24 protein-coding genes are annotated in these 24,623 nt (G+C 38.0%); 10 read left to right on the top strand and 14 right to left on the bottom strand.

The genetic code is table 11. The annotated features are described in order from the left end of the window. Entirely contained in the window at positions 1-483 is a 483-nt protein-coding gene (locus SanaruYs_RS11370) for a gliding motility lipoprotein GldH (RefSeq protein WP_160118640.1), read from the top strand. A 136-nt stretch (positions 484-619) separates the two neighbouring features. Here the strand turns inward: SanaruYs_RS11370 and SanaruYs_RS11365 are convergent, their stop codons facing one another. Continuing rightward, on the bottom strand, positions 620-1,351 hold the full coding sequence (locus tag SanaruYs_RS11365) for an RDD family protein (RefSeq protein ID WP_127122686.1): 732 nt from the start codon (positions 1,349-1,351) through the stop codon (positions 620-622). A 33-nt stretch (positions 1,352-1,384) separates the two neighbouring features. On the opposite strand from SanaruYs_RS11365, the gene SanaruYs_RS11360 reads away from it, so the two are divergent. From SanaruYs_RS11360 to SanaruYs_RS11340, 5 genes are read left to right on the top strand one after another with little or no spacing between them, the layout of a single operon-like run. Beyond that, on the top strand, positions 1,385-3,199 hold the full coding sequence (locus tag SanaruYs_RS11360; RefSeq protein WP_127122685.1) for a stage II sporulation protein M: 1,815 nt from the start codon (positions 1,385-1,387) through the stop codon (positions 3,197-3,199). Beyond that, a complete protein-coding gene (locus SanaruYs_RS11355; protein WP_148115043.1) occupies positions 3,196-3,981 on the top strand; it encodes a DUF4129 domain-containing protein in 786 nt (261 codons plus the stop codon). Before SanaruYs_RS11360 ends, SanaruYs_RS11355 begins: the two co-directional genes overlap by 4 nt. Continuing rightward, on the top strand, positions 3,978-5,231 hold the full coding sequence (locus SanaruYs_RS11350) for a DUF4350 family protein (protein WP_127122683.1): 1,254 nt from the start codon (positions 3,978-3,980) through the stop codon (positions 5,229-5,231). Before SanaruYs_RS11355 ends, SanaruYs_RS11350 begins: the two co-directional genes overlap by 4 nt. Before the next feature lie 2 nt (positions 5,232-5,233). Continuing rightward, a complete protein-coding gene (locus SanaruYs_RS11345; protein WP_127122682.1) occupies positions 5,234-6,223 on the top strand; it encodes an AAA family ATPase in 990 nt (329 codons plus the stop codon). Continuing rightward, complete coding sequence (locus SanaruYs_RS11340; protein WP_218022434.1) at positions 6,223-7,554, top strand: DUF58 domain-containing protein; 1,332 nt, start codon at positions 6,223-6,225, stop codon at positions 7,552-7,554. The genes SanaruYs_RS11345 and SanaruYs_RS11340 overlap by 1 nt, the downstream gene beginning before the upstream one ends. A 66-nt stretch (positions 7,555-7,620) precedes the next feature. Here the strand turns inward: SanaruYs_RS11340 and SanaruYs_RS11335 are convergent, their stop codons facing one another. From SanaruYs_RS11335 to SanaruYs_RS11295, 9 genes are all read right to left on the bottom strand, one after another. Further along, positions 7,621-8,067: an RDD family protein gene (locus tag SanaruYs_RS11335; RefSeq protein ID WP_127122681.1), complete on the bottom strand. Its 447-nt coding sequence runs from the start codon at positions 8,065-8,067 to the stop codon at positions 7,621-7,623. A 43-nt stretch (positions 8,068-8,110) separates the two neighbouring features. Next, a complete protein-coding gene (locus tag SanaruYs_RS11330; protein WP_127122680.1) occupies positions 8,111-9,574 on the bottom strand; it encodes a potassium/proton antiporter in 1,464 nt (487 codons plus the stop codon). Between the two features lie 196 nt (positions 9,575-9,770). Further along, positions 9,771-12,767, bottom strand: a complete 2,997-nt coding sequence (gene secDF / locus SanaruYs_RS11325; protein WP_127122679.1) for a protein translocase subunit SecDF — start codon at positions 12,765-12,767, stop codon at positions 9,771-9,773. 139 nt (positions 12,768-12,906) lie between these two features. Next, positions 12,907-13,266: a hypothetical protein gene (locus tag SanaruYs_RS11320; RefSeq protein ID WP_127122678.1), complete on the bottom strand. Its 360-nt coding sequence runs from the start codon at positions 13,264-13,266 to the stop codon at positions 12,907-12,909. Between the two features lie 50 nt (positions 13,267-13,316). Next, a complete protein-coding gene (gene udk, locus SanaruYs_RS11315; RefSeq protein ID WP_127122677.1) occupies positions 13,317-13,958 on the bottom strand; it encodes a uridine kinase in 642 nt (213 codons plus the stop codon). Between the two features lie 33 nt (positions 13,959-13,991). Next, positions 13,992-14,576, bottom strand: coding sequence for a non-canonical purine NTP diphosphatase (locus SanaruYs_RS11310; protein ID WP_127122676.1), 585 nt, complete (start codon positions 14,574-14,576; stop codon positions 13,992-13,994). Between the two features lie 2 nt (positions 14,577-14,578). Further along, positions 14,579-15,136, bottom strand: coding sequence for an FKBP-type peptidyl-prolyl cis-trans isomerase (locus tag SanaruYs_RS11305; protein WP_127122675.1), 558 nt, complete (start codon positions 15,134-15,136; stop codon positions 14,579-14,581). Further along, positions 15,133-16,044, bottom strand: a complete 912-nt coding sequence (locus SanaruYs_RS11300) for an FKBP-type peptidyl-prolyl cis-trans isomerase (RefSeq protein ID WP_127122674.1) — start codon at positions 16,042-16,044, stop codon at positions 15,133-15,135. Before SanaruYs_RS11300 ends, SanaruYs_RS11305 begins: the two co-directional genes overlap by 4 nt. A 9-nt stretch (positions 16,045-16,053) precedes the next feature. Then, the gene (locus SanaruYs_RS11295; protein WP_127122673.1) at positions 16,054-17,070 is read right to left on the bottom strand and encodes a DHH family phosphoesterase; all 1,017 of its coding nucleotides are present in this window, start codon (positions 17,068-17,070) and stop codon (positions 16,054-16,056) included. A 187-nt stretch (positions 17,071-17,257) separates the two neighbouring features. On the opposite strand from SanaruYs_RS11295, the gene SanaruYs_RS11290 reads away from it, so the two are divergent. Further along, positions 17,258-17,677 (top strand): nucleoside-diphosphate kinase, encoded by a 420-nt coding sequence (locus SanaruYs_RS11290; protein ID WP_127122672.1) that lies wholly within the window; start codon positions 17,258-17,260, stop codon positions 17,675-17,677. A 122-nt stretch (positions 17,678-17,799) separates the two neighbouring features. On the opposite strand, the gene SanaruYs_RS11285 is transcribed toward SanaruYs_RS11290, so the two are convergent. The 3 genes from SanaruYs_RS11285 to SanaruYs_RS11275 form a co-directional block, all read right to left on the bottom strand. Continuing rightward, positions 17,800-18,273 (bottom strand): hypothetical protein, encoded by a 474-nt coding sequence (locus SanaruYs_RS11285; RefSeq protein WP_127122671.1) that lies wholly within the window; start codon positions 18,271-18,273, stop codon positions 17,800-17,802. A gap of 154 nt (positions 18,274-18,427) precedes the next feature. Then, the gene (locus SanaruYs_RS11280) at positions 18,428-19,201 is read right to left on the bottom strand and encodes a LytR/AlgR family response regulator transcription factor (RefSeq protein ID WP_127122670.1); all 774 of its coding nucleotides are present in this window, start codon (positions 19,199-19,201) and stop codon (positions 18,428-18,430) included. Between the two features lies 1 nt (position 19,202). Further along, positions 19,203-21,314 (bottom strand): histidine kinase, encoded by a 2,112-nt coding sequence (locus SanaruYs_RS11275; protein ID WP_127122669.1) that lies wholly within the window; start codon positions 21,312-21,314, stop codon positions 19,203-19,205. Between the two features lie 221 nt (positions 21,315-21,535). On the opposite strand from SanaruYs_RS11275, the gene SanaruYs_RS11270 reads away from it, so the two are divergent. The 3 genes from SanaruYs_RS11270 to SanaruYs_RS11260 all read left to right on the top strand — a co-directional run bounded on the left by SanaruYs_RS11270 (position 21,536) and on the right by SanaruYs_RS11260 (position 23,583). After that, positions 21,536-22,030, top strand: a complete 495-nt coding sequence (locus SanaruYs_RS11270; RefSeq protein ID WP_127122668.1) for an outer membrane protein — start codon at positions 21,536-21,538, stop codon at positions 22,028-22,030. 40 nt (positions 22,031-22,070) lie between these two features. Next, positions 22,071-22,838: a hypothetical protein gene (locus tag SanaruYs_RS11265; RefSeq protein WP_127122667.1), complete on the top strand. Its 768-nt coding sequence runs from the start codon at positions 22,071-22,073 to the stop codon at positions 22,836-22,838. Between the two features lie 172 nt (positions 22,839-23,010). Beyond that, positions 23,011-23,583, top strand: coding sequence for a 5-formyltetrahydrofolate cyclo-ligase (locus SanaruYs_RS11260; RefSeq protein ID WP_127122666.1), 573 nt, complete (start codon positions 23,011-23,013; stop codon positions 23,581-23,583). Here SanaruYs_RS11260 and SanaruYs_RS11255 read toward each other — a convergent pair. After that, positions 23,576-24,610, bottom strand: coding sequence for an agmatine deiminase family protein (locus SanaruYs_RS11255; RefSeq protein WP_127122665.1), 1,035 nt, complete (start codon positions 24,608-24,610; stop codon positions 23,576-23,578). The two genes, SanaruYs_RS11260 and SanaruYs_RS11255, sit on opposite strands and share 8 nt — an antisense overlap. Between the last annotated feature and the right edge of the window lie 13 nt (positions 24,611-24,623).

Here is a 24,623-nt window from a genome sequence, read left to right as displayed (position 1 = left end):
ATGAGAAATAGTTTTTATAGTTTACTTTTTGTAATCATTTGTGTAGGCTGTGATAGCACACGTTTATTTGAAGAGAACAAAGACCTTGCTAACAATCAGTGGATACAAAGTGATACTATCAGTTTCTCCTTCACCATTCGTGATCTTGGCAAAAAGTATAATGTTTATAGCAACATTCGAAATACTTCTGACTACCCTTATGCACGCTTTTTCTTTAACTATACCATCAAAGACTCTACAGGTGCTATTTTACATAACGATCTGAAATCTGTTTATCTTTTCGATGCAAAAACGGGTAAACCATTTGGTAATACGGGTATTGGCGATGTGTTCGATCATCGGGTTGGCCTTTTAGAAAATTACGTGTTTAAATACAATGGCCGATATACTATCTCACTGGATCAGCAAATGCGGTTAGACACGCTAGCTGGCATCTCATCGGTGGGGTTTAGGTTAGAAGAAGTTGTAGAACCAAAGCGTTGAAGTATTTATTGCTCGGTCTGTGTCTTCACAGACCGAAACATTTTGATCGAATAATCATTCATTAAAATGCTTTAATCATGCTGGTCTGTGAGGACACAGACCAAGGATAGAGAAAGCGCATAACTACAGCGTTATTTTATCTTGTTAACACTACATAATCATGCAGTACAGTCTGCAAAAATTGTTTTGCGTTTTTATCTTCACCTTCAGTCTTAAAACTTTTCTGCAATTTTTCAGCCAGCAACACCACAGCCTCACGATGAGCATTATTAGGGAAACTTTTAAAGCGATCCAATGTACTCTTTATAAGAAGCGCTTCATACTCCTTTAAGTACTTTGCCTGTGTATAAGTTACAGCATGCGAGTCGCGTGACTTTAGATTTAAAATATCCTGCAATTTCAAATCCATTTTCGGCACCGTTTTTACAACGGCAGTGGTGGCCACAATATCACCAATGCGCTGGGCCTTTTCAGAAGATGCTACCAAAATAGATGCAATTCCTCCTAACGAAAAGTAAATATCAATCATCCTAAAAACCCACCTGGCCGAGAAATCAGCAAAACCGGCTTTGGATCCATTAGTCTTCATCACCTGAATTTTCATTAACATTTTTCCCAGGCTTTGTCCATGATTGAGTGTTTCGAAAGCCAAAGAATAAAATATGAAAATGCAGGTAAGAAAAATACCGTAAACAGTGCCTGCGGTACCCTCTAAAAAAAATCCGGCATAGCCTACAAAGGCTAATAAACCTATAGCGCCACCCATGGCCATCAGATCTACCAAAAAAGCAACGATTCTATCGCGCAAATCTGCCAGCTCGTACTCTAGCACAACATTTTGTGTGGTTTTAATTTCTATATTTTTCATTTTTTAACCCGAAAAGAATACTTTCACTTATTCATGAAAGAGACTCGTTTCATTGCTCAAAATAAGGAAAAGTGGCAGGAATCTGAAAGACTCCTGAAAGAGAGTACTAAAGATCCCGAAAAAATCAGCACACTCTTTACCCAAGTAGTAGACGATTTATCTTATTCACGCACTTATTACCCTAATCGTTCGGTACGTGTTTATTTAAATAAAATAGCCCGAGAGTACTTTTCTATCCTTTCACGTCATCAGAAAGGGAAGCGAAATATTTTTATGAGTTTTTGGCTCGAGGAATTACCTCAGATTATGATTTTCTCCCGCAAGCCCATGCTTGTGTCATTATTTGTTTTCTTGCTGGCCGTGGCTATCGGAGTATTCTCAGCTGCTGAAGACCCACAGTTTACACAAAGTATTTTAGGTGATCGATATGTAGAAATGACTAAAGAGAATATTGCCAGTGGTGACCCTATGGCGGTGTATAAAAAAAGCAACCAGGTCGATATGTTTTTGGGTATTACACTTAATAACCTGAATGTGGCATTCCGCACATTTGTATTCGGCATTTTCTTTTCCATTGGCACCCTGGGTATTTTGTTATACAATGGTATTATGGTAGGGTGTTTTCAATACTTTTTTATCGAACGCGGTTTATTTGTGGAGTCCGCACTTACTATCTGGCTACACGGCACCCTTGAAATCTCATCTATTATTCTGGCTGGTGGTGCAGGCCTGGTGTTGGGAAGCGGCTTATTGTTCCCTGGTACTTATACGCGGTTACAGGCCTTTCAACTGTCGGCTATGCGCTCGCTCAAAATTATGCTCGGCATTTCTCCGATTTTTGTAATTGCCGGCCTCATTGAAAGCTTTCTAACCCGTTACACAGAAGTGCCTGATTTTCTTCGGTTGTTTTTAATCCTTCTTTCAGCTGCTTTCATTATCGGTTATTTCATTGTTTACCCATGGTTAAAATCACGCAGTGGCTTTGCGCATCCGCTTGAAGAAGAGAAAATAACAGCGGGTAATCATGAAACCTTACAGTATCATCGTATAAAAAGTAATGCTGAAATTTTAAAAGATGCATTCTTATTCTACAAACAGCAGGCTGGCCGAATCATACCATGGGTAATTGTGACTAGCGCTGTTTTAGCCATCACGCATGTGCCGATGAATGATGTAATAGCTGATGCTCGTATTTATGAAGAATGGTGGCAGTATTTCTTCAGTAGTCTTTATTATGCGCTCGATGTCAAAAACTATGAAATGGTAATACTTGCGAGTATCGCTTCAGCCATAATTAGCTATAGAACCTTTATAGTTTTTAAGAGTGAAAAAGAGCAAATGAAAATATCTTTTAAGTTAGGAAAGTTCTCAGCTATTCTGCTAATCTCATTAGGCTTGTACCTTATGATGTTCTGGATTGAAGGTTTTGCTACACTTATTTTAATATTGAGTTTTCTATTTATACTTATATTCTCTTATACATTTTTTGTAAAACGAGGCACAACATCAATTTGGGATAATTTTCAGGAATCAGCTGGTGCGCGCACTGGCCAAGTTTTTGGACTACAATTTATCCTTCTGTTGTTGTCTTTCTCTTTTCTTTTAATACTCTCTGCCCCACTTATCTATATGTATAGCTCTATGCTACAGTGGAATTTCTCTGAAGGTGATGCATGGACCCAATCAATAGTGAGATTCTTCGAATCATTTGTTAAGATCATTTCTTTTTACCTTGTGTTGCCTATTTTTACCATTTCTGCTTCCCTTTTATTTCATTCGTTGCAGGAAATTGCCTCTGCGCAAGCGCTTAAGAATGATATTGATAAGACAGACTTTACGCAAGCATGATTTTTTATAGGTACCTGGCATTATTTCTCATAGGCTTTTCCTTTATGACTTCAGGCTACGCGCAAGAATTCGATAGCACCTGGGTTGTAAATGAGAATTATATTGAAGAAGAATCTTCATCAAGTGAAGATGAATACAATTTGATAAAGCCTAATGAGCTTCCAGGCGCCAATGACTACCAGAAAGAAAATATCAACAAAAGAAGGCTTTCTGAAAGTGAGTGGGAAAAAGTTGTAGGAGATCAGCGTTTTGATGAGAAACAAAAAGAAAAGGAAGAAGAAAAAAAGGCAGAAATGCCAAAAGGAAGTCGTCCATGGAATTCAAATCTTTTAAGGATAATTAGTTTCGTTATTCTCATTCTTATAGTCCTGGCGCTGGTTCTTGTAGTTCTGCGTAATATTCGTCTTGATAGTAAGGTAAAGAAAAATATTTTGCTCGTTCAACAGGTTGAAGAGATAGATGATATTGAGCAGCTTGAAACTGAAAGCCTGATGTCGCAAGCTTTAAAGGCCAAAAACTATAGGCTAGCTATTCGTCTTGTTTACCTTGATTTACTAAAAAATTTACATGAAAGTAAAATCATACGTTGGAAAAAAGATAAAACGAACCTGGATTACATTTCCGAATTGAGTAACGAAAACTTTATCACCGAGTTCAGAAAAATAACACTCGGTTACGAACTGGTTTGGTACGGTGAACGCGAAGCAACTGAAAACAATTACCTTTCGATGAAGCAAGTGTACGAGACTGTTTATAATCAATTAAACAAACAAGTACGATGAAGGGTAATACTAAAACAACAGTCATTGTTCTGCTTGTTGCGCTTGTACTTGTATCACTAATTTACTTTATAAATCAACTAAGTGAAGGCCGCTACAATTGGTATGAAAGTTATGACACCAAAAGTGATCAACCCTACGGAATGGAGTTTATGCAGAAGCTACTCCCATCCTACTTCCCAGGCGCTACTATTGAAATAAATAAAAAGAAAAACCTCTCACAATTAATCAATAATTCGTCTTCTACACTCTATTTTTTTATTGGCCATAATATTTACCTGAATGAAGCAGATGAAAAAACTTTTTTAGAGTTTATTCAAAATGGTGGAACGGCTTTTATTTCCACAAATACTTTTCCTTCCAATATTATATCTGATGTTTATAGCTCTCCATGTGTAGAAGAGGTATTATACCTACATAGCAACGTTGAAAAGGCTGGTCTGAATTTCTATCATCCTGATCTACATAATAAAGGAAACTATCTATACCGTTTCCGAGAAAATAATACGGATCGAGATTATTTTTGGAAGAGTCTCGATGCATCAGCCATATGCGAACTCGAAACCAGCGTTATACCTTTGGGCTATATAGTAGCAGATGATGAATATGTTAATTTTTTTAAAATAGCTGTGGGAGAAGGCTTTATCTATTTCCACAGCAATCCAGTGGTATTTACCAACTATTTTCTCACCAAAAAATTTAATATTCCTTATACAGAAGGCGTTTTAAGTCACTTTGAAGCCAAGTCTATTATTTGGGATGAAAAATCTAAAGTTCCGTTGTTTTCGGATGATAGTAAGTCAAAAAGTCCACTTTACTTTATACTTCAACAACCAAGTCTTAAATATGCCTGGTGGTTATTCTTGTTCAGCGTTGTGTTGTACTTGATTTTTGCTGCCAAACGTAAACAACGAGAAATACCAGTATTAGAAAAAAAGAACAATACGTCACTAGAATATGTGCGCATGGTTGCTGCATTACACTTTCAAAACGGAAACCATCTAGACATTGCCCGAAAAAAGATGAAGTATTTCCTCTACTTTATCCGACAACGTTATGGTATACAATTGTCAGTAGAAAATGATAAGAGTATGCAGGCTCTTGCTCAAAAATCGAACGTGAGTAAAGAACTCATTGAAGCTATTGCCCGGCAATTTCACCTTATCGATCGCTATTCATACACTAACGTTGAGTCGGATAAACTCAGTCAACTTTATTTTGCCATTGATCAATTTTATAAATCTTGTAAATAAACATGGAAGAGCAACAAACATTACCTGACGACCGCCTGCAGCAGGAATTGCAAGAATTGCAACAACACATTGGCCGTATCAAAGAAGAAATAGGCAAAGTGATTATTGGTCAGGATAAAACTATAGACTTGTTATTAGCTGGTCTTTTCACCGGTGGACATATTTTATTAGAAGGAGTACCCGGTATTGCCAAAACACTTACCGCTAAGTTGCTGGCTCGTTCGTTATCTGTGAATTTTACAAGGATACAGTTTACACCTGATCTAATGCCTACCGATGTAACTGGCACTACTGTGTTTAACATGAAAACGTCTGAGTTTACTTTTAACAAAGGACCAATCTTCACCAATCTTGTGTTAATTGACGAAATAAATCGTGCTCCGGCAAAAACACAATCTTCATTATTTGAAGTGATGGAAGAGCGTCAGGTTACCATAGACGGTACTACCTATGTTTTAGATTTTCCATTTTTAGCAATAGCCACACAAAATCCGATTGAGCAGGAAGGGACCTACAGACTCCCGGAAGCGCAGCTTGACCGCTTTCTATTCAGAGTAAAACTGAAGTACCCAAGTCTTGAGCAAGAGATTGAAATTCTCAATCGTTTCAAAGATGATTTTAAGCAGCGCAGTATGGATGATGTAAAAGCGGTACTCAGTATTGCTGATTTAAAACGTTGTCAGTCGTTAATAGAAAAGATTCATATTAAAGACGAGATTATTACCTACATCGCTAAGCTGGTACATGCCACACGAAATCATGGAGATTTAACACTTGGTGCATCACCTCGTGCTTCATTAGCGATTATGCGTTCTGCCAAAGCAATTGCAGCCATGAGCGGCCGCGACTTTGTTACGCCAGATGATGTTAAATATGTAATGGGGCCTGTTTTGAATCACCGCATTGTACTAACTCCTGAGCGTGAAATGGAAGGTATTGAAGCTGAAACGGTAGTAAAAGAAATTGCGGAGCAATTAGAAATACCACGTTAATGCGCTTGATCAAAGATTTATTTCTAGGAACACGATTGTTTGTAGGGCTTGGCTTTGTTATAACACTACTAATGTTAGCCTTTGCCTTTCCAATTTTGATGGCAGTAGCACAAAGTCTTCTGGTGCTTTTATCTGTTTTATTTGTCTATGATTTAATTTCATTGTTTAACAGGGCAGTAAATGTGGAAGTTGAAAGAAATATTCCACATGTCTTATCACTTGGTGATGATAATGTAATCCGACTATACCTCAAGAATAAATCCCGTCTACGCTTGGGCATAACCATAATTGATGAACTGCCCGAACAGTTTCAATTACGTTCATTCACCATCAACACAATCCTCGACCCAAACTTTGAGAAAAAAATTGAATACACCATACGTCCATTAAGCAGAGGTTTGTATGAATTTGGTTCTGTACAACTTTTCTGTCAGTCAGCACTTGGTTTAATTCAAAGGCGAATACGCACCGGAAAAGAAATTCAGGTGCCCGTTTATCCATCCGTAATCCAATTAAAAAAATACGAGTTAAAAACATTTGCGCGAATAGCGACTGAGAATGGAATAAAAAAAGTAAGACGCATTGGACATAGTTACGAGTTTGAACACATTAAGACGTATAACCGGGGAGATGACTATCGAAGTATTAACTGGAAGGCAACAGGTAGAAAGGCTCAATTAATGGTGAACCAATATGAGGATGAAAAATCACAACAGGTTTATTGTATCATTGATAAAAGTCGTGTAATGCATATGCCCTTCCATGGCTTGAGTTTATTTGACTATGCTGTAAACTCAGCCCTTGTAATGAGTAACATTATATTGGGTAAGCAAGACAAGGCGGGATTGTTGAGTTTCGCAGAAAGTACTAAATCCATAGTAAAGGCAGACAGGAGTAGAAATCAACTCAGAAAAATTATGGATGCTCTTTATAAAGAGAAAGAAGATTTAGTTGAGGCAAATTATGAAAATTTATATTTAACCTGTCGCAATGTAATTAATGGAAGAAGCCTCCTCATGCTTTATACCAATTTTGAAAGTCAGTATGCTTTGCAACGCGTTTTGCCGCAACTTCAAAAATTGAATCGTCAGCATCTTTTAGTTGTCATCTTTTTTGAAAATACGGAAATCGCTAAAGACACTGCAAAAGAAATAGATAGTCTCGAAGATATTTACACTCAGGTAACTGCTGAGCAATACGCTTTTACTAAACTACAATTGTTACAGCAATTACGGCAACTGGGTATTATTGCATTATTAACGCGTCCTGAAGAGTTAACAGTTAACGCTATTAATCAATACCTGGAGTTAAAAGCAAGGGGAATGATTTAGAGAACCCAACAAAATAAAAATCCCAAAAAATATCTTCCGGGATTTTTATTTAAACTCAAGTTAATCTTAGTTATAATAAACATAAGTGCCCATAATTTTATCATGAAGCCCTTGTTTTCTATCATCCCAACCTACCATCATAAATCCAATCAATAGAATAATAGCAGACAATATTTTTGAAAAATAACGACCAACCGCTGTGCCTGCGCTTATTTGATTTCCGTGTTCATCGCCAACTTTTAAGCCCACTACAATTTTACCCAAGGTGCCTTGTTTAGCAGAACTTTCTAACACAACAAAATAAGAAATGCCTACTACAAATTGTAAGGCTGTTAAAAGAAGGCTTTCCTGAACCAGGCTATAACCGCCTAGAATGATATAGCTAAGTATAACTCCTATGATCCACAATATAATTGCGTCAATTAAATAAGCTGCGAAACGAATCCAAAAACCAGCATAATTTTTAGGGGATTGCTCATTGGAGAAGGGGGCATCGAGTATTTGTCCTGTCATAATTTTTTAGGTTTATAAATGAAAGTATAAAAAATAACGATTATTAGCAACCAAAAATTTCCCTGATACGGGTTGAGGTCTCTGTTGAATCTGCCATTACTAGCATGTGGTCCCTCGCGAGTATCTCTGTTTCTCCATTTGGTGTTACGTATTTATTACCCCGGTGAATCATAACGATATGGGAGGTTTTAGGCAATTTCAATTGTACAATAGCCTTGCCAATAGCGGGTGAGTTATCCGGAATATCAAGCTCTACCAATTCAGAAGTAGAATGTTCCTTCAATTCAAAATCAACAGGAAATTTACGTTTTAACTTTTCTGGCACACTTACATGTAACCATTTTGCCATTAGCGGTATAGTTGTGCCCTGTATTAAAATGGAGGTGGCTGATATAAAAAATACTATGTGAAAAATCATCCCTGCGTATTCTACACCCGCCAATAAAGGATACGTTGCAAATACAATAGGTACAGCCCCACGAAGACCTACCCAAGACAAAAATAATTTCTTTCTAAAGTTAAATCCCTTTGAAAAAGCCAACGATACAAAAACCGCTAAAGGTCTAGCCAATAAAATTAAGCATAATGCTATCAGTATAGCAGGCCCCAAAACAGGCACGATTTGAGAGGGATAAACAAGTAAACCCAAAGTCAGAAACATCACAATCTGCATTAACCATGATTGTCCATCATAAAATTTCATTAAACTTTTCTTATGAATGAAATTACTGTTCCCCAAAATCAATGCAGAAATATACAAGGCGAGGTAACCATTCCCATTGATTTGTTCAGTAAATGAAAATGTGAAGAATAACAATGCTAAAACCAACACCGGATAAAGTCCCTCCACATCTAATTTAATCTTGTTAACAACCCAGATCATAATTCGGCCAAAGGCATAGCCGCACACGGCACCAACAGCCATGTTATAAAAAAATCTTGGAATGAGTGAAACAAGTGAAGCATCAGGCTCCTGTACCAGGTAGATAAAACTAATGGTCAAAAAATAAGCCATGGGATCATTACTGCCACTTTCAAATTCAAGTAAGGGTCTTAAGTTGCCTTTTAACCCAACACTTCGCGAGCGTAAAATTGAAAATACTGCAGCAGCATCTGTTGATGAAACAATCGCACCAATCAACATACCATCAACCCAAGGAATATCTAATATGTAAGCAGAAAAAGTGCCTAATGTAAAGGCAGTGATTAATACACCCAGCGTTGCCAGAGATATACCCGTTCTTAAAACAGGTTTTATACTTTCCATCTTTGTATCTAAACCACCAGAAAAAAGAATAAAGGCAAGAGCTACCGCACCGAGAAATTGTGTGGCTTTGGGATCGTTAAAATAAATACCCCCAGGTCCATCGGAACCCGCCAGCATACCAATAGCGAGAAAGACTACAAGAGAAGGAATACCAAACTTGAAAGAGGTTTTACTGGCAATGATGCTGAGAAACAGCAAAATTGATCCAATCAGTAAAATATTTTCAGTGGACAAAGTCATATCTTTTAAAGATACAATGACTTTATACGGCTTTCAATAGCTATAAAACAAAAATACCAAATGTGTCAGAACGATAGATTCTTCAGCAATCATCGGCCTGACGCATGGTAAAGTAAAATTAACAAAGCGGATTATTCACAAAACAAAAATGCCCCCGAAACTCGGAGGCATTTTCAACTTAAATATTAAACTAATCTTAAACAGTTGCAGGCTTAGTCTTTTTTACATCAGTTTGTTTATCAGCACTATCTTCTTTATCAAGATCCAACACTGTAGGACCCGCGATAAATACAGAAGAATAAGTACCAACAGCAACACCTACTAATAAAGCAAAAGCAAAACCTCTCAATACTTCACCTCCAAATAATAACAAGGCTACTACAGTTAATAAAGTTGTACCTGCTGTAATGATAGTACGTGCAAGCGTGTCGTTCAATGCATCATTAACAATTTTTGCTTTGTCGTGTGATGTACCCAAACCTATATATTCACGAATACGGTCGAAGATAATTACTGTATCGTTAATAGAGTAACCAATGATGGTTAAGATAGCGGCCACAAACACCTGATCAATCTCAAATGAGATACCAAAAGCGCGAGCAATGCCAAAGGCTGCAAAAACAAACAAAGCATCATGTAACGTTGCGATAATAGCACCTGCACTGTATTGCCACTTACGGAAACGAATTAAGATGTATAAGAAAATACCAACAAGAGAGAACAAACTTGCCTTCCAGGCCGAGTTCTTTATATCGTCAGCTACGGTTGCCCCTACTTTAGTAGAACTTGAAATGGTAAAGTGCGTATCATCTAATGCACTCTCGTTTTCAGCAAACTCCAGTCCGGTGAACTTCGCCAAACCGCTTACTAAGGCATTTTTTACCTTTTCATCTGTTTGATCTGACTCGTCATCTATCAACCATGAAGTAGTAACTTTTACAACATTGTTACCACCGTAGTTTTTCACTTCAGTGCCTGAGTTTTCAAAGCTTTCGCTAAGTGCAAGTTTCATATCTGTTGCTACTACTGGCTTGCTAAAACTCACTACGTAAGAACGACCACCTTTGAAATCCACACCAAGGTTTAGTCCTTGAATAAATATTAAAACAAAACCAATAAGGATAATAACAGAAGAAACTAGGTAAGCAGGTTTGCTGTATTTAACAAAATTGAAATGCTTACGCTTCTTAATAGCGCGTGCAATAACTGTATCGAATGATATATTGCTGTCATCTCCTTTATTAGCAATCATCCACTCAACTACAATGCGTGAAATATACACTGCTGTAAAGAATGAACAGATTATACCTATGATTAGTGTTATAGCAAAACCTTTGATCGGGCCAGTACCTAATATAAACAGGAAGAAGGCCGTGATTAAAGTTGTCAAGTTTGAGTCCAGAATAGTCGAGAAAGCTTTTTCGTAACCCTTTTTAACTGCCGCACGCAATTTTAGACCAGCTGCCATTTCTTCTTTAATCCGTTCGAAAATCAAAACGTTCGCATCTACCGCCATACCAACAGTTAACAAAATACCTGCAATACCTGGAAGTGTTAATGCTGTACCCAAAGTAGGTTGAGCCAAAATACCCAAGATGAAGAATACGTTGAACAACAATGCAAGGTTAGCAATTAAACCACCTTTAGCGTAGTACATCACCATGAACACTACTACAAGTGCGAAACCACTAAGGATAGAGATAAAGCCTTGGCTCTGTGCCACCTGCCCCAATGTAGGACCAACAATAGCCTCTTCAACTATGCGTGTTGGCGCAGGAAGAGAACCAGCCTTTAAAATATTGGCTAAGTCTTTTGCTTCATCGGTAGTGAAACTACCCGATATTTGTGAATTGCCATTCGGAATTTCATCATTCACATATGGAGCAGAGTAAACAACATTATCCAATACAATCGCTATTCTTCCTTTCGGTGATTTAGCAGCAGCATCAGCAGTCATCTTAGACCACATCCGTGTGCCTGCTGCATTCATTGTCATGCTTACTGCAGCACCTTTCAATGGGTCAAGTTCGTATCTTGCATCATTGATTACTTCACCTGTTAATCTTGACTTGCCATTTCTTCCTAAATCAAGGAAGTGTAATTCCATGGCTTCATTACCTTGCTGATCCTTATCAGGTTTTGCTGCCCAGAATAAACCAACATTTCTTGGGAACATGTTTTTGATATCCTGACGCTTAAAGATAGCGTTGATCTCAGCTGTATCTTTTATATCATAGCGGAATGAACCCATTGGCACACTCAGCGAGTAGATAGGAGAAATGTTAAGATTCTGTAATGAATCTAATCCTGACTTAGTACTGTCAGCGGCTAATTGACTTTCCAAATCTGAACCAACTTCAGGAGTTGAAGTACTTACTGGCGCTTGTGCTGCTGCTTTTGCTTTTTGTTCATTAACCAGCAAATCGTTGATGGCAATAAATGAGCTACTGAGTGTAGACGTTTCCACAACATCCCAAAATTCAAGACGAGCAACACCTTGTAATAATTTACGAATACGCTGTGGATTATCTGCACCTGGTATTTCTACCTGAATGCGGCCAGTGCCTGGTAAACGTTGAATGTTAGGTGATGAAGTACCGAATTGATCTAAACGATTTTTAAGGATAGTATATGAACGATCGATAGCACTTTCTATCTCATCATTCACAACTTTCATAACTTGGGCATCATCATCGCTGATGTTGATACGACCACGAGTTGAAGCATTTGCAAAAACAGATGAAAGTTTTTTGCCCGGATTAGCATCACGATACGCATCAAAGAAAAGATCTCCAAAGCTTTCCTGGCTATTGCGCTGTGCAACACGTGCGGCATTTATAGCTTTTACAAAAGCAGAATCAGTTGTGTTACCAGCTAATCCCCTGATAATATCGATAGGCGAAACTTCAAGTGTAACATGCATACCGCCTTGTAAGTCAAGACCCATGTGAAGCTCATTGTCTTTCACATCTTTATAGGTATACTCATACCCAAATACATTGTACACAGGCTTATTCCATACTGAGTCAATATAACCTTGCTTTTTATTTAAATTCACAATACCAGTAGCATCGGTAGCATAAGCAACAGCATCTTGCTGCACCCCGCGCGATACATAGGTAAACGATAAGTAGAACAGGCACAATGCCGTGATGACTACCGTGAGCGTAATTACGAAACCTTTGTTTTGCATAAACTTAATTCAACATTAAAATTAATTCAAAATTAAAAATCTAAAATTCAAAATTGTTTTCAGGCATAATGTATAAAGCTCAATGTTAATGGCTTGTTTCCATTAATTTGAAATTTTCTAACCTGAAATTTATAATTGCTTAAGGCGCGTTAGGAGAAATAATTGCGCTGAAGAGTGTTTGAAAAAACTTGCTGGTTCTGACAACCAATGTGCTTACTAATTCCTGCTTAACTTCTTTTACCTGTTGCTTAATATCCTGGATAAAAGAGAAATCCTGCTCAACTACAATGCTACTTGATGACGTAGAAGGAGAGGAAAGTTGTGTAATGTAATTTTCTGTCGTCTTATCTGATTCATTTTCAGTGCTGGCACTTTGTTCTGTACCGTCTGATTTTGCATCAATTGAAAAATCCTGAAAGCAAAAAAGCTGGCTGAATACAACTACCACAGCGGTAGTTACACCCAGAATTAATGTCGCTATTTTGTTTTTTTGGTTCATTCGGATGGCAAAAGTAAGCCTTTAGATGAATTGAGCAAGCCTTTTATGGTCTATTTTGTATGAACTGTTGGCATCATATACTGAAGCCTTGCCTTTAAAGAAAGTACCAAAACCTCAATAGCCCTGTCAAAATGGCTATTATTAGGTATTACAAGATCAGAACTGTGCTTTAGCGGCTCGATGTATTTCTCGTAAACCGGCATAACGTGGTACTGGTAGCGGTACAATACATCGTCAAGATCGTAGCCCCTTTGTTCATTATCTCTACGGATTCTGCGGCTTAGTTTTACGTGATCTTTGGCCTCCAGAAAAATTTTAAGATCAAGCTCGTTTTCAATCTCATTAAAGTACTGCACAAAAATACCCTCAACAATGATGATGGGTGCGGGTTTTAAAACAATGGTTTTAGGGGTAGCGTTGGGATTGTTAAAGGTGTACTCCAGTTTTTCCACCTCATGCCCACCCTTGAGCCTCATAAGGTCTGCATAGAAACGCTCGTGATCAATGGCATTGGGTAAATCGAAATTTTTAACGCCTTTTTCATCGGTAATCTGTTCTTCGCGTGTACGGTAATAGTTGTCTTGCGAAATCAGGCAGATTTCTTCAGGTTTAAACTGATTTGACAGGTTTTCGATCAGGTAGGTTTTGCCTGAACCGCTGCCTCCGGTAATGCCAATGGTATAGGTTAACACAGATGATAGGTTTCAGGGTGCAAATTACAAATTTCAACTGAGGCTTTCTTTTAAAAAAGCAGTCAGTTTTTTCACTGCCTGTCCTCGGTGGCTGAGTTGATTTTTCTCTTCCATGCTCATCTCGGCAAAAGTTTTAGTAAAGCCATCTGGTACAAAAACGGCATCATAGCCAAAACCGCCTTTACCCCTGCGTGTATCAATAATTTCACCTTTTACAATTCCTTCAAAGTATTGTGCGCCAGCAGCAGTTCGCCAACAGATAACAGTTCTGAATTGCGCCTTTCGATTATTTTTACTTTTAAGATTCTCGAGTAAAAGATCGATGTTTTGCTCATTGTTCCGCTGAGGTCCTGCATATCGCGCAGAATAAACACCAGGCTCATTATTTAAAGCCTCTACCTCAAGACCTGTATCATCTGCAAAGCATGTTATGCCATAGTTTTTGAAAACGTGATCTGCTTTTTGGAGTGCATTTGCCTGAAGGGTATTGCCTGTTTCAGGCAATTCTTCATTACAATTAATTTCCTGCAGACTTAAAACAAGAAAGTCAGGCACTAGCGCGTGCCTGACTTCTTCTAATTTATGTTGATTGTTAGTGGCGAAACAAATTGAGTTCATAACTAATCATAGAAACAACGATAGGTATTATTTGACGGGTTAAGTTCTTGTTTAAATACCTCCTTAAGTCTTACATGAAAATACAAATTAGAGTTAGGTGGTATTGCTTTACCACTTCCTGCACTTCCGTAGGCAAGTACTGATGGAATATAAATTGTGGCTGAATCTCCAACATCCAATAATTGGAATGCTACCTTCCAACCAGCTATGATATTCTCCCCTGGAACACTGCTTTCTAAGGTTGTCTCAAAATTAGCACTTTCATCAAAAACAGTATCCACAGCAACAACATAACCTTTATAAGAGGTAACAAAACAGTCTCCTGGCATATTTGTGTAAAATTGAGGAGACACCGTACTGCTGCTTTTCTCGTGAATGACATAGCGAATACCACTATTGCCACGCTTTGCTACTATACCCCTGCTTTGCAAGTAGGCATCTATAGCTATTGTGTCTTTGTTCAACTGACTGTTGATTTGTTCTTGAGCGCTGGGCTCATCATCTCCACAAGCAAGTGAGACAAAAAGCACTGCTCCAATTAAAAATAAACCTAATCTCATTTTATGTCTACCATTTCAATGTCAAAAACTAAAATCTGGTTCTCGTTAATTTCGTTGCTCACCTTACGTGGACCATAGGCGAGTGGTGATGGAATGTAGAAAGTAGCTTTAGAACCTTTGTTCATTACTTTTAACGCCTCGTGCCAGCCTTTTATTACACCAGTCTGGTCGATAGTTACATCAAAAGGTGCATAAGGCTCACGTTGTGGATTATAGATTCCTTTTTCTTCAGCTAGCTTTTTAATGCTAGAATCGAAATACAAGCCATCAAGTGTATAGCCTGTGTAATTTACTGTTGTAGCCTGTCCTGATTCAGCATTAGGCCCTTTACCAGCTTGTGTAATTACGTAGCGTATACCCGATTCCATTTTTTCGGCAGTGATTCCCTTAGCAGCCAAATGAACATCAATTGCTTCAATATCTGATTGCAATTGTTTAGCACTGCGCTCTTCAGCAAGCTTCATTTGATTAGCTTGAAAATCTGCCACCTCAGTGATTTCTCTCACCTTAAAAATGTAAGTCATGGTTAAGGTTGTATCAATACCAGGAGGTACAGGACCGCCTGCCATTTCATTAAAGAATTTTTGAATTGGCATGCTGCAAGTCACGCTATCGCCAGGCGATAACATTCGGAACATCTGCATAACGCCAAACTCAGTAGCCGCAGATGCGCTATCGTTAATCATTACAGGAGCTGGCATACCTGCTTTGTAGGTATCATTCCAAACAGAATCTTTAGAATCTTTGAAAACAAAATCAACCATTAACAGCTGACCTGGCTTTGCAAGGTTACCATCTCCTTTGGCCAATACAGTATATTTAAAACCGTTGGGCGTTTCTTTTTCTGATGAACTGCAAGCAGCGCTAATTACTACCAGTGCTGCAAAAAATACATTTGTAATTTTCATTGTATAGATTTAATCGATTGCGTTTAATTGTTCTTTATAAGTAGGAAGAAGTTTTAAGAATTTTTGAATAGTTTCTTCTAATGAAAGTTTGGACTGACCCCCGGCTGCATTCTTATGCCCGCCTCCTTCAAAATGGGCGCGCGATAAGTCACTTACCGAGAAACTGCCTAAAGAACGAAATGATAGTTTAACATCTTCTTTACGTTTATAAATGAAGGCAGCCATTTTTATCCCTTGTATTGACAAGCCATAATTAACTAAGCCCTCGGTATCACCGGTTTGTGAGCTGAAGCGTCTCAACTCCTCATCAGTAAGTGTTATGTATGCAGTTTTGTATTCAGGAAGTACCACTAGTTTTTCGCTGAGGACAAAACCTGTAAGTCTTAAACGTTCCAGTGTATTTGTTTCGTAAACTAATTTAGAAATGCGTGACGGGTTCGCACCAAGCGATACTAAATCTGACGCAATCAAAAATTCTTCATGATGGGTATTGCTATGTCTGAAGCCACCTGTATCAGTCATAAGTCCTGCATACAAACACGAAGCAATGTCAGTGTCTATAATAGCACGTTCTCCAAATTCTATAATTAGCTGGTAAACCAATTGTGCTGTTGAAGCAGCATTAACATTCCATTGCACAAACTCGGCAAAATCTTCCGGCTCAAGGTGGTGATCAATCATTACCTTTTTCGCACTGGCCTGTCTCACCATATCGGCCATATCATAAATTCTAGATAAGGCTGAAAAATCAAGACAGAAAATAATCTCAGCTTCTTTTATTTTATTAGCCACCAAAGCTGCTTTGGCTGGTTCGTAGGCTATAACCTCTTCATTGCCTGGCATCCAACTTAAAAAATTTGGATAGTCACTTGGTGTTATCACCTGAACCTGATGTCCTTTCTTTTTTAAATAACCAGCTAAACCTAACGATGAGCCTAAGGCATCCGCATCCGGTTTGTGGTGTGTAGTAACCACAATTCTTCTGGGTTGGTCTAGAAATGCTTTTAAGGCTTGGGCCTGTTCCATAGATAAAAAAGAAGGCAAAAATAATCAGGATTTAATCAGTATTTATGGATTTTAATGATTCGACCCTGATTTGTCCAATTCTAGATGTTTTATAGTGATTTAAGCGAAAAAAGCCTATTTTTGCGCCCGAATTCGGGGCCAAATACCCGAATCCATTCTTATAGAAACTAAAAAATAATAGGATAAAATGGCAACAAACAGAACATTTACCATGATTAAGCCCGATGCTACAGGGGCAAACAATGTAGGCGCAATTACTAAAATGATTGAGGAAGCAGGTTTCCGTATCATTGCGATGAAGAAAACTGCCCTAAGCAAAGAGTTGGCAGGCAAATTCTACGCAATACACAAGGAGCGTCCTTTCTATAACGATCTATGCGCTTATATGAGCAGTGGTGCTATTGTCCCTATGATTTTAGAAAAGGATAATGCTGTTGAAGATTTCCGCAAACTGATCGGTGCAACTGACCCGGCTAAAGCTGCCCCTGGTACCATTAGAAATTTATTTGCGAAGTCGATTGAAGCGAATGCTATTCACGGAAGTGATAGTGATGAGAATGCAGCTATTGAAGGTGCTTTCTTTTTCTCTCAATTTGAACAGTTTTAAGCAAAAGCATTTTTATAATAAAAAAGTCAGGGCGAGTGTCCTGACTTTTTTATTATATACCATTTGATTGGTTTAACAGATCACCAACGTTGCATCGCCCGCTAATCTTCAAAGTATCTGAACTACTTCTTTTTCTTGTCTCTATTTTCGTATTCCACTAATCGCATGCGTTGATCTTGTAGATCTGGACTTTCGTCATGCAACAACAACTTGCCATAAGCCAACACCATGATGGTATACTTTTGAATTGGTTGACCTCCAATTTTTAGTAGCAGCAGCGGATTGGTGTCAGTAGTATTTTTGTCCTTTGATTCAATACCCCAGGTTCCTTGAGCAGTTTGTGCACCCATGACTACTGTCAGTATTCCATTAGCTTTAAATTGTAGATGGATCTGTTCAAGGTTGGTACGCATAGCTGGGTTTTTCCTGAAATCATCTTCAAAGCGAGCTTCGATATTTTTCATTTTTATTCCCCAGCCCTTTACAGAGTTTTGCAAATTCTCCTCACAATACTTTATCCCCTCAAGGCCTTGCCACTGAGCTTTTGCTTTCGTGGTAATGGAACATATAAAAATTAGTATTAGAATATACTTCATATTTTTAATCGTTTAACAAATTACAGGTTTGCTGATCTCGTATTAATCAACTGATTCATGCCAAAAATAATAGTAATGGCAGTATAAAGAGGTGCGAGTTAGTACATCTTGCAGTATGGCGTTTAACTAATCGACCTCACTTAGTATCTAACTATTACAAGCGCTCGATAGCATTAACTACTTCCAAAACTTGTTGCTTATTAGCTTTTGATATACTCAATTGTGCGTCATCACTCATAACCACATAACCACCATCACTTCTCACATAACGTTTTAGATGTTGAGGGTTAACTAAATGAGATTGATGAATCCGTAAAAATCCATTGGGCCTCAAAATGCTGTCTACATCCTTAAGTGTTCTGCAAATGAGAAACGAAATGTTATCCTGCAAATAAATATGTGTGTAATTACTTTCAGCCTGACAGCGTATAATTTTTGTAATCTCAATAAATTCCAAACCATCAGTTGTGGGCAGGGCTACCTTAGTTTGCAGCTTTGCACTATTCTTAAGCATATCTAACATGAAGCTGAACTGATCTGTTTGCAAGGTTTTTTGTTTCTTTTCAAGCCAGCGGTTAATGCAGTCTGTCAACTCTATTTCATCAATTGGTTTTAATAAATAGCTAAGTGCGCTGAATTGAAATGCCTTGATAGCATATTGATCATAAGCTGTAGTAAAAACAACATCGAAAGAGAAACGATTTAATCGGTTCAATAAATCGAATCCACTCATCGCTGGCATTTCAATATCAAGAAATAACATGTCGCATGAATTCTCCTTTAAGAAAGCCATCGCAGTTAGCGGATCGTTAAATTTACCCAACACAATAGTGGGAATATCCAATTGTTCTAATTGAATACTTAATGATTCTGTACAGTGCTTTTCATCATCAACGAGCACCACTTTAATAGGTTGATACATTTTCATTCTAAATACTTCTAACTTCCTGCTTCACTTTTAAGCGAATAATGACCCGTGTTCCAACTGCTTTTTCCTGTTCATATAAATCCTGTACTTCCAAACGGATATCATTGTTCAAATTTTTATTAAACAACTCAATTCTACTTTCAGTTAAAGCCATTCCAACAGATTTATGCGTGTTAACACGGGTTGCTTTTATAGCCTTGGCATGCTTACGGCCAATTCCGTTATCTTCAATTATGAATACATAATCTTCTGTGCCTTCATCATCGAATACAGAAATGCCTAATTTTTTTTCGTTAGATTCAGAATTTAGTAACCCATGCCAAATAGCGTTTTCAACAAAGGGTTGCAACAGCATAGGCGGAATTAAAATGGCTGATGCATTTACTTCATCACTTACATTTATCGAGAATTGAAATTTTCCTTCAAAACGATTGGCCTCAATCTCCAAATACAATTGAAGTGCAGCTAATTCCGCTTCTAATGAAATAAGATTATGTCGCGAATGATCTAATATTTGTCGAATAAGCTTTGAAAAGCGAGATAAGTAACCGGAAGCTTTATCGTTTTGGTTACTCATGATAAAGTACTTAATAGAGTTAAGGCTATTAAACAAGAAATGTGGATTCATTTGCGAACGCAACGCCATCATTTCTGCTTCCATCAGTTTTCTTTCCAGTTCAGAACGCTGCGCTGATGCTTTTTCCTTTTCAGCTTCTTGTGTTATAGAAATAATTTTTTCGGAACGTTGCAGTACCTCCTCTTCCAATTTATGCGAATAATTTTCTGCCATTTGTCTATTGGCCTCTACTTGTTGTACGTAAGCCTGATGATTTTTGCTGCGTTCATCCTCGGCTAACTTTATTCTATAACCCAAAGCAAAAGAAAAGCATAATACTTCAAGTAAAATACCGGCTTGATAAATGTTAGAAGGCTTTAGTGCAGGAAAAAACTGTGGAAGAATAGTTGGTTCATAATAACAGTAACTTGCTACAATACCTCCGAGCAAAAAAGCACTCAATCCGCTTATAAAATACTTTACAATTGGGGAATGTACTTTTCTGATCACTTGTATTATCACAATTAAGTTGACCGGAAAAATAATTGCTCTGCTTCCTATAAAAAGAGGCAATGCTATTGCTGCGGGCGCTTCTACCAATTGCACTATTAAAATAGCAGGAATATATACAAGGTAACTCACAGTCATTACCCAGATAATCTTGTAAATTTTTTCATCGGCCTTTTTAATTTGCAGCAATTCCAGTGCGAACAAATTATAAGCTGCAAAAGAGAAAAACTGAACTGGTTCAATTGCATAAATACGCAACCATGGCCAGTAATCCACCCACTGCCCGATAAGGGTAAGTCGCGGCATGTTTAACATTACATAGAGCACACAAAATGCCAGATAAAATGAGTAGTACAAATAAATGACCTGCTTATTCTTAAAATAAAGGAAAGCCATGAACAACACCATAAAACCCAAAGCCCCCTGAAAAAAAGTTGCCAGCAAAATGGAAGTAGTGTGGGTGTCTCGAAAAATATGGATGGTCTTGTAAAAACTAGTCTCGCTATGAAGTGCAAGCTGGAACTCTGCTTTTTTCTTCGCCCGATTTTTTATTGTAACCACTAGCTCCCGATCTGCCTTAGAAGGTAAGGTGAAAGCTGTATAGAAGTAATGAGCTTCGAAAGTGGCTTCATTTACCGGAACCCGGTAACCCACTTTCAATTTTTGTTCAAGAATACCCTCATTGTATATATAAACCTGAACAAAATCATTGAATCCAGAATAAAAGTAAATGACTTCGTCAGTTTCTAAATCGTTTCTAACGGTGAGACCAATGGTATAAATAGTATCGGCTAAAGAGGGAGTCTGACAGGTAAAGGGAATAAATTGCTTAACAGTATCTCCATTTGCGCTAACAGTAATTGTCTTTAAAAGTTTTGCGCCTTGTATTTCACAAACACGAACTTGACCATTCCACTCTGAGAGCAGATAAATCTCGGACGATTCCATTGATTGCTGAGCACGCAAATGAGTCGTTATACTTAGCAATACTATTAACAAACAGACTTTTGGCACACGCATATCGGTGTAATTTACAACTGTATTCATATTCCAAAAAATCTTTATACAAGAGTTGTCTCTACAACTTAGTATTTGATTTACCCAAGTGAGTATTTCGCCAATGGTGTTAGTTCAATTCTGGATTCTCAGTCATAAACTACTTACACTAAGTTACAAGTCTGTCAATACTCAATAGAGGTTCCTGCAACGCACCCCTTACTGTATTTTGCATCATTATAATAAAACAAAACCCAATTAAATTACCAGTCATGAAAAGAAAGATTCTCGTTGTTATTGCTTTGTTTGTTTGTTCATTCGCCTGGTCACAGGATCAAAAAAAAATCGGTGGCTTTCTGGCCTATGGCACCGAAGTGGAAAGTCTAGGAATTGGTGTTAATGCCGAGTTTCCCATTGCTGATTCCAAATTTAGTATCGCTCCAAATTTCATTTTTTACTTTCCTAAAGAAGAGTTTGGTATAAAATCAACCATTTGGGAGCTCAATGCTAATGCAAATTACTATTTCTCCTCTACCGAATCTGCAAGTTTCTATGGTGTTGGCGGCCTTAACTACACACAGGTAAAAGTAAAAGGCGAAACTTTCTTTGGAGATTTCTCTGCAAGCGAAGGCAGTATTGGATTAAACTTAGGAGCGGGTGTTAATTTCAATCTCGGTAAAAGTTTTGCGCCCTTTGCCGAACTTAAATATACCATTGGTGATTTCGATCAATTGGTATTGGCAGGTGGTTTGAAATTCAACTTCTAACCAAAAAAAAAATTAAACCTTATATAGAAAATTACTTAATATGAAATTAGTTAAACTATTTCTCCTTATAAGCTTATCGTTTTTCACATTCTCTTGCTCTGAAGATGACGAACCAGAAGTGAGCGAGTTGGAAGACATTCGCCTAAGCTTTGCAGAAAGAGACGAAGTTATCGAACTGCCAGCAGGATTGATTAACTCTTCTGATCCGTATGCTCAAACAGCTTATGGTTATGCCTCTAGCGCTAACCTCATGACGGTCTATTTTAGCTTTTTTGCATTTCCGGAAGGCGCCACCAAAACTACAAATAGAATTGTTGCCGCAAACGCCCGCACCTCTGCTACCGGGGAATACTTAGTCTACACTTGGTCAGATCCACAAGTGGGTGGAATTGCCTACCAACTTGGTGACTTAGGAGATCGTTACTCTTTTGAAGTATTCTTTCAAAATGTAGGTAGTACACAATGGCTTCGTTATTTATATGCCGAAGAAAAGAAAGACCAGAGTAGTGGGTTTATGAAAATCTTCGACATAGATGCAGAAGATGCCTCATTTGCGGTTATTGAATATTCATGGACACGAGCAAATCAATCAATCGTGTTTCGCTATGATTTCTATACTGAAAATGAATCTACTGTAAGCACTGTTATAACAGTTAATGAAACAACAAATGCAGGTAAGGTTGAGTACTTTATCGGTACTGATTTAACTTCACTTATATCATGGGATGCCCTGGGCAATGGTACATGGGAAGAATACGATGAAGATGGAAATGTAGTTAATGAAGGAAGCTGGGTGGCGGGAGTTTAAATTAAAACTTGTCAGCATTAAAGTCAGGGCAACTATGCCCTGACTTTATTATTAATAGAAAATCAATTTGGTGCTTAAAATCCTCAAATTTTAGTCGATCAACATTCATTTATCGTGAAGTTGAATTTGTTTCCATTCCCCGGAAAGCTTTGTAAATTGTTGCCATATCATTATGACAAAAGCTGAGCTCAGAAAACTATACCTGCAAAAACGTCAAAATCTAGGCGAAGTCAACTATCACCAACTGAACCTGGCGCTCTATCATGCTTTCTTCACCAACATTGATTTGTCTTTTTTAAAAACAGTTCATACTTTTTTACCCATTCGCGAAAAGCATGAACCTGATACCTGGATGATCATCGATCGTATACGCAGGGAATTCCCTCACATCCGATTATCACTTCCAAAGATTAATGCTGCCGGAGTAATGGAAAACATTTATTTCGAAGGACTTCATCAACTTGAAAAAAATAAGTGGGGAATAGAAGAACCCAGACATGGTGTGCCCACACCAGCAGAAAAAATAGACTTGGTGCTTATGCCTCTCCTTTGCTATGATGTTGAAGGTAATAGAATAGGGTATGGAAAAGGTTACTACGATATCTTTTTAAAAGCATGCAAACCTACCTGTAAAAAAATAGGTGTTTCACTTTTTGATACAACTGAGATAATCGATGACGTTGATCCTCATGATGTACCGATGGATGCCATACTGACACCCACTGGGTTAAGGTCATTTAAATAGAAGGTTCTTGCTGGCTAAGGCAATGGAATGAACCAAGACCCCAAATAATATCTACTGAATCAACACCAACTACTTTACGATCTGTGAAGCAGTTTTGTAAAACATCCAGTGCGTGGTCGTCATTTTTATCACGGAAGGTTGGCACCACCACATATTTATTTGCAATATAGAAATTGGCATATGAAGCTGGTAAACGCATGTCATCATAAATAATAGGTGATGGCATGGGTAACTCAACAATGTTCAATTGCTTTCCTGTTTCTAGTCTGAGTCCTTTTAAGTCTCTCAAGTTCTCTTGTAGAATCTCATAGTTCGCATCCTGTTTATTCTCCTCCACAATAGTTACAACTGTATCTTCATTTACGAAACGAGTCAGGTCATCAATGTGTCCGTCAGTATCATCACCAATGATTCCATCGCCTAACCACAAAATATGATTAACACCATAATAGTTAATCAAATATTCTTCAATCTGCTGCTGGTTTAAATGAGGATTTCTGTTTTCATTCAATAAGCAAGCGCGTGTAGTCAATAACGTACCCTTACCATTAAATTCTACTGAGCCTCCCTCCATTACTATTCCAGGATGTGCTACGGGTATGTTGTAATGCTCAGCAATCAGTGTTGGAATTACATCATCCAGATCAAATGGCGGATATTTTCCACCCCAGGCATTGTAACCCCAATCAACAATCATTTTTTTCTTTTCTGCAGGGTTAATTAAAAAAGCAGGGCCATGATCTCGGCACCATGCATCATTAGTGGGATGAAAGAAGAATTCAATATTATTCAGATCAGCTCCAGCCTCGGTAATGTGACGAAGTGCTTTTTGTTTCATCGCTTCGTTTAACACATTAATCTTCACCTTCTCACCTTCCGCTACTAGCTTAATGAATTCAGCATATCGCGGATAAATAGTTTCAATCTTACCTGGCCACGAGGCTTCTTTGTGGGGCCAGCTTAACCATGTTGCATCATGCTTGGCAAATTCTGCCGGAAAGTGGTAACCGAGTTGCTTTGGTATCATACAGGTTGTTGGT

Source organism: Chryseotalea sanaruensis (assembly GCF_003990915.1).
GTDB lineage: Bacteria > Bacteroidota > Bacteroidia > Cytophagales > Cyclobacteriaceae > Chryseotalea > Chryseotalea sanaruensis.
Note: the sequence above shows the minus strand (reverse complement) of the source record. Positions and strands in the feature narration are given on the sequence as shown.

What these genes read in the sequence shown, in the direction of transcription:
- SanaruYs_RS11370 (WP_160118640.1), top strand. Translation starts at nt 1, where the DNA reads ATGAGAAATAGTTTTTATAGTTTACTTTTTGTAATCATTTGTGTAGGC.
- SanaruYs_RS11365 (WP_127122686.1), bottom strand. Translation starts at nt 1,351, where the DNA reads ATGAAAAATATAGAAATTAAAACCACACAAAATGTTGTGCTAGAGTAC.
- SanaruYs_RS11360 (WP_127122685.1), top strand. Translation starts at nt 1,385, where the DNA reads ATGAAAGAGACTCGTTTCATTGCTCAAAATAAGGAAAAGTGGCAGGAA.
- SanaruYs_RS11355 (WP_148115043.1), top strand. Translation starts at nt 3,196, where the DNA reads ATGATTTTTTATAGGTACCTGGCATTATTTCTCATAGGCTTTTCCTTT.
- SanaruYs_RS11350 (WP_127122683.1), top strand. Translation starts at nt 3,978, where the DNA reads ATGAAGGGTAATACTAAAACAACAGTCATTGTTCTGCTTGTTGCGCTT.
- SanaruYs_RS11345 (WP_127122682.1), top strand. Translation starts at nt 5,234, where the DNA reads ATGGAAGAGCAACAAACATTACCTGACGACCGCCTGCAGCAGGAATTG.
- SanaruYs_RS11340 (WP_218022434.1), top strand. Translation starts at nt 6,223, where the DNA reads ATGCGCTTGATCAAAGATTTATTTCTAGGAACACGATTGTTTGTAGGG.
- SanaruYs_RS11335 (WP_127122681.1), bottom strand. Translation starts at nt 8,067, where the DNA reads ATGACAGGACAAATACTCGATGCCCCCTTCTCCAATGAGCAATCCCCT.
- SanaruYs_RS11330 (WP_127122680.1), bottom strand. Translation starts at nt 9,574, where the DNA reads ATGACTTTGTCCACTGAAAATATTTTACTGATTGGATCAATTTTGCTG.
- secDF (WP_127122679.1), bottom strand. Translation starts at nt 12,767, where the DNA reads ATGCAAAACAAAGGTTTCGTAATTACGCTCACGGTAGTCATCACGGCA.
- SanaruYs_RS11320 (WP_127122678.1), bottom strand. Translation starts at nt 13,266, where the DNA reads ATGAACCAAAAAAACAAAATAGCGACATTAATTCTGGGTGTAACTACC.
- SanaruYs_RS11310 (WP_127122676.1), bottom strand. Translation starts at nt 14,576, where the DNA reads ATGAACTCAATTTGTTTCGCCACTAACAATCAACATAAATTAGAAGAA.
- SanaruYs_RS11305 (WP_127122675.1), bottom strand. Translation starts at nt 15,136, where the DNA reads ATGAGATTAGGTTTATTTTTAATTGGAGCAGTGCTTTTTGTCTCACTT.
- SanaruYs_RS11300 (WP_127122674.1), bottom strand. Translation starts at nt 16,044, where the DNA reads ATGAAAATTACAAATGTATTTTTTGCAGCACTGGTAGTAATTAGCGCT.
- SanaruYs_RS11295 (WP_127122673.1), bottom strand. Translation starts at nt 17,070, where the DNA reads ATGGAACAGGCCCAAGCCTTAAAAGCATTTCTAGACCAACCCAGAAGA.
- SanaruYs_RS11290 (WP_127122672.1), top strand. Translation starts at nt 17,258, where the DNA reads ATGGCAACAAACAGAACATTTACCATGATTAAGCCCGATGCTACAGGG.
- SanaruYs_RS11285 (WP_127122671.1), bottom strand. Translation starts at nt 18,273, where the DNA reads ATGAAGTATATTCTAATACTAATTTTTATATGTTCCATTACCACGAAA.
- SanaruYs_RS11280 (WP_127122670.1), bottom strand. Translation starts at nt 19,201, where the DNA reads ATGAAAATGTATCAACCTATTAAAGTGGTGCTCGTTGATGATGAAAAG.
- SanaruYs_RS11275 (WP_127122669.1), bottom strand. Translation starts at nt 21,314, where the DNA reads ATGAATACAGTTGTAAATTACACCGATATGCGTGTGCCAAAAGTCTGT.
- SanaruYs_RS11270 (WP_127122668.1), top strand. Translation starts at nt 21,536, where the DNA reads ATGAAAAGAAAGATTCTCGTTGTTATTGCTTTGTTTGTTTGTTCATTC.
- SanaruYs_RS11265 (WP_127122667.1), top strand. Translation starts at nt 22,071, where the DNA reads ATGAAATTAGTTAAACTATTTCTCCTTATAAGCTTATCGTTTTTCACA.
- SanaruYs_RS11260 (WP_127122666.1), top strand. Translation starts at nt 23,011, where the DNA reads ATGACAAAAGCTGAGCTCAGAAAACTATACCTGCAAAAACGTCAAAAT.
- SanaruYs_RS11255 (WP_127122665.1), bottom strand. Translation starts at nt 24,610, where the DNA reads ATGATACCAAAGCAACTCGGTTACCACTTTCCGGCAGAATTTGCCAAG.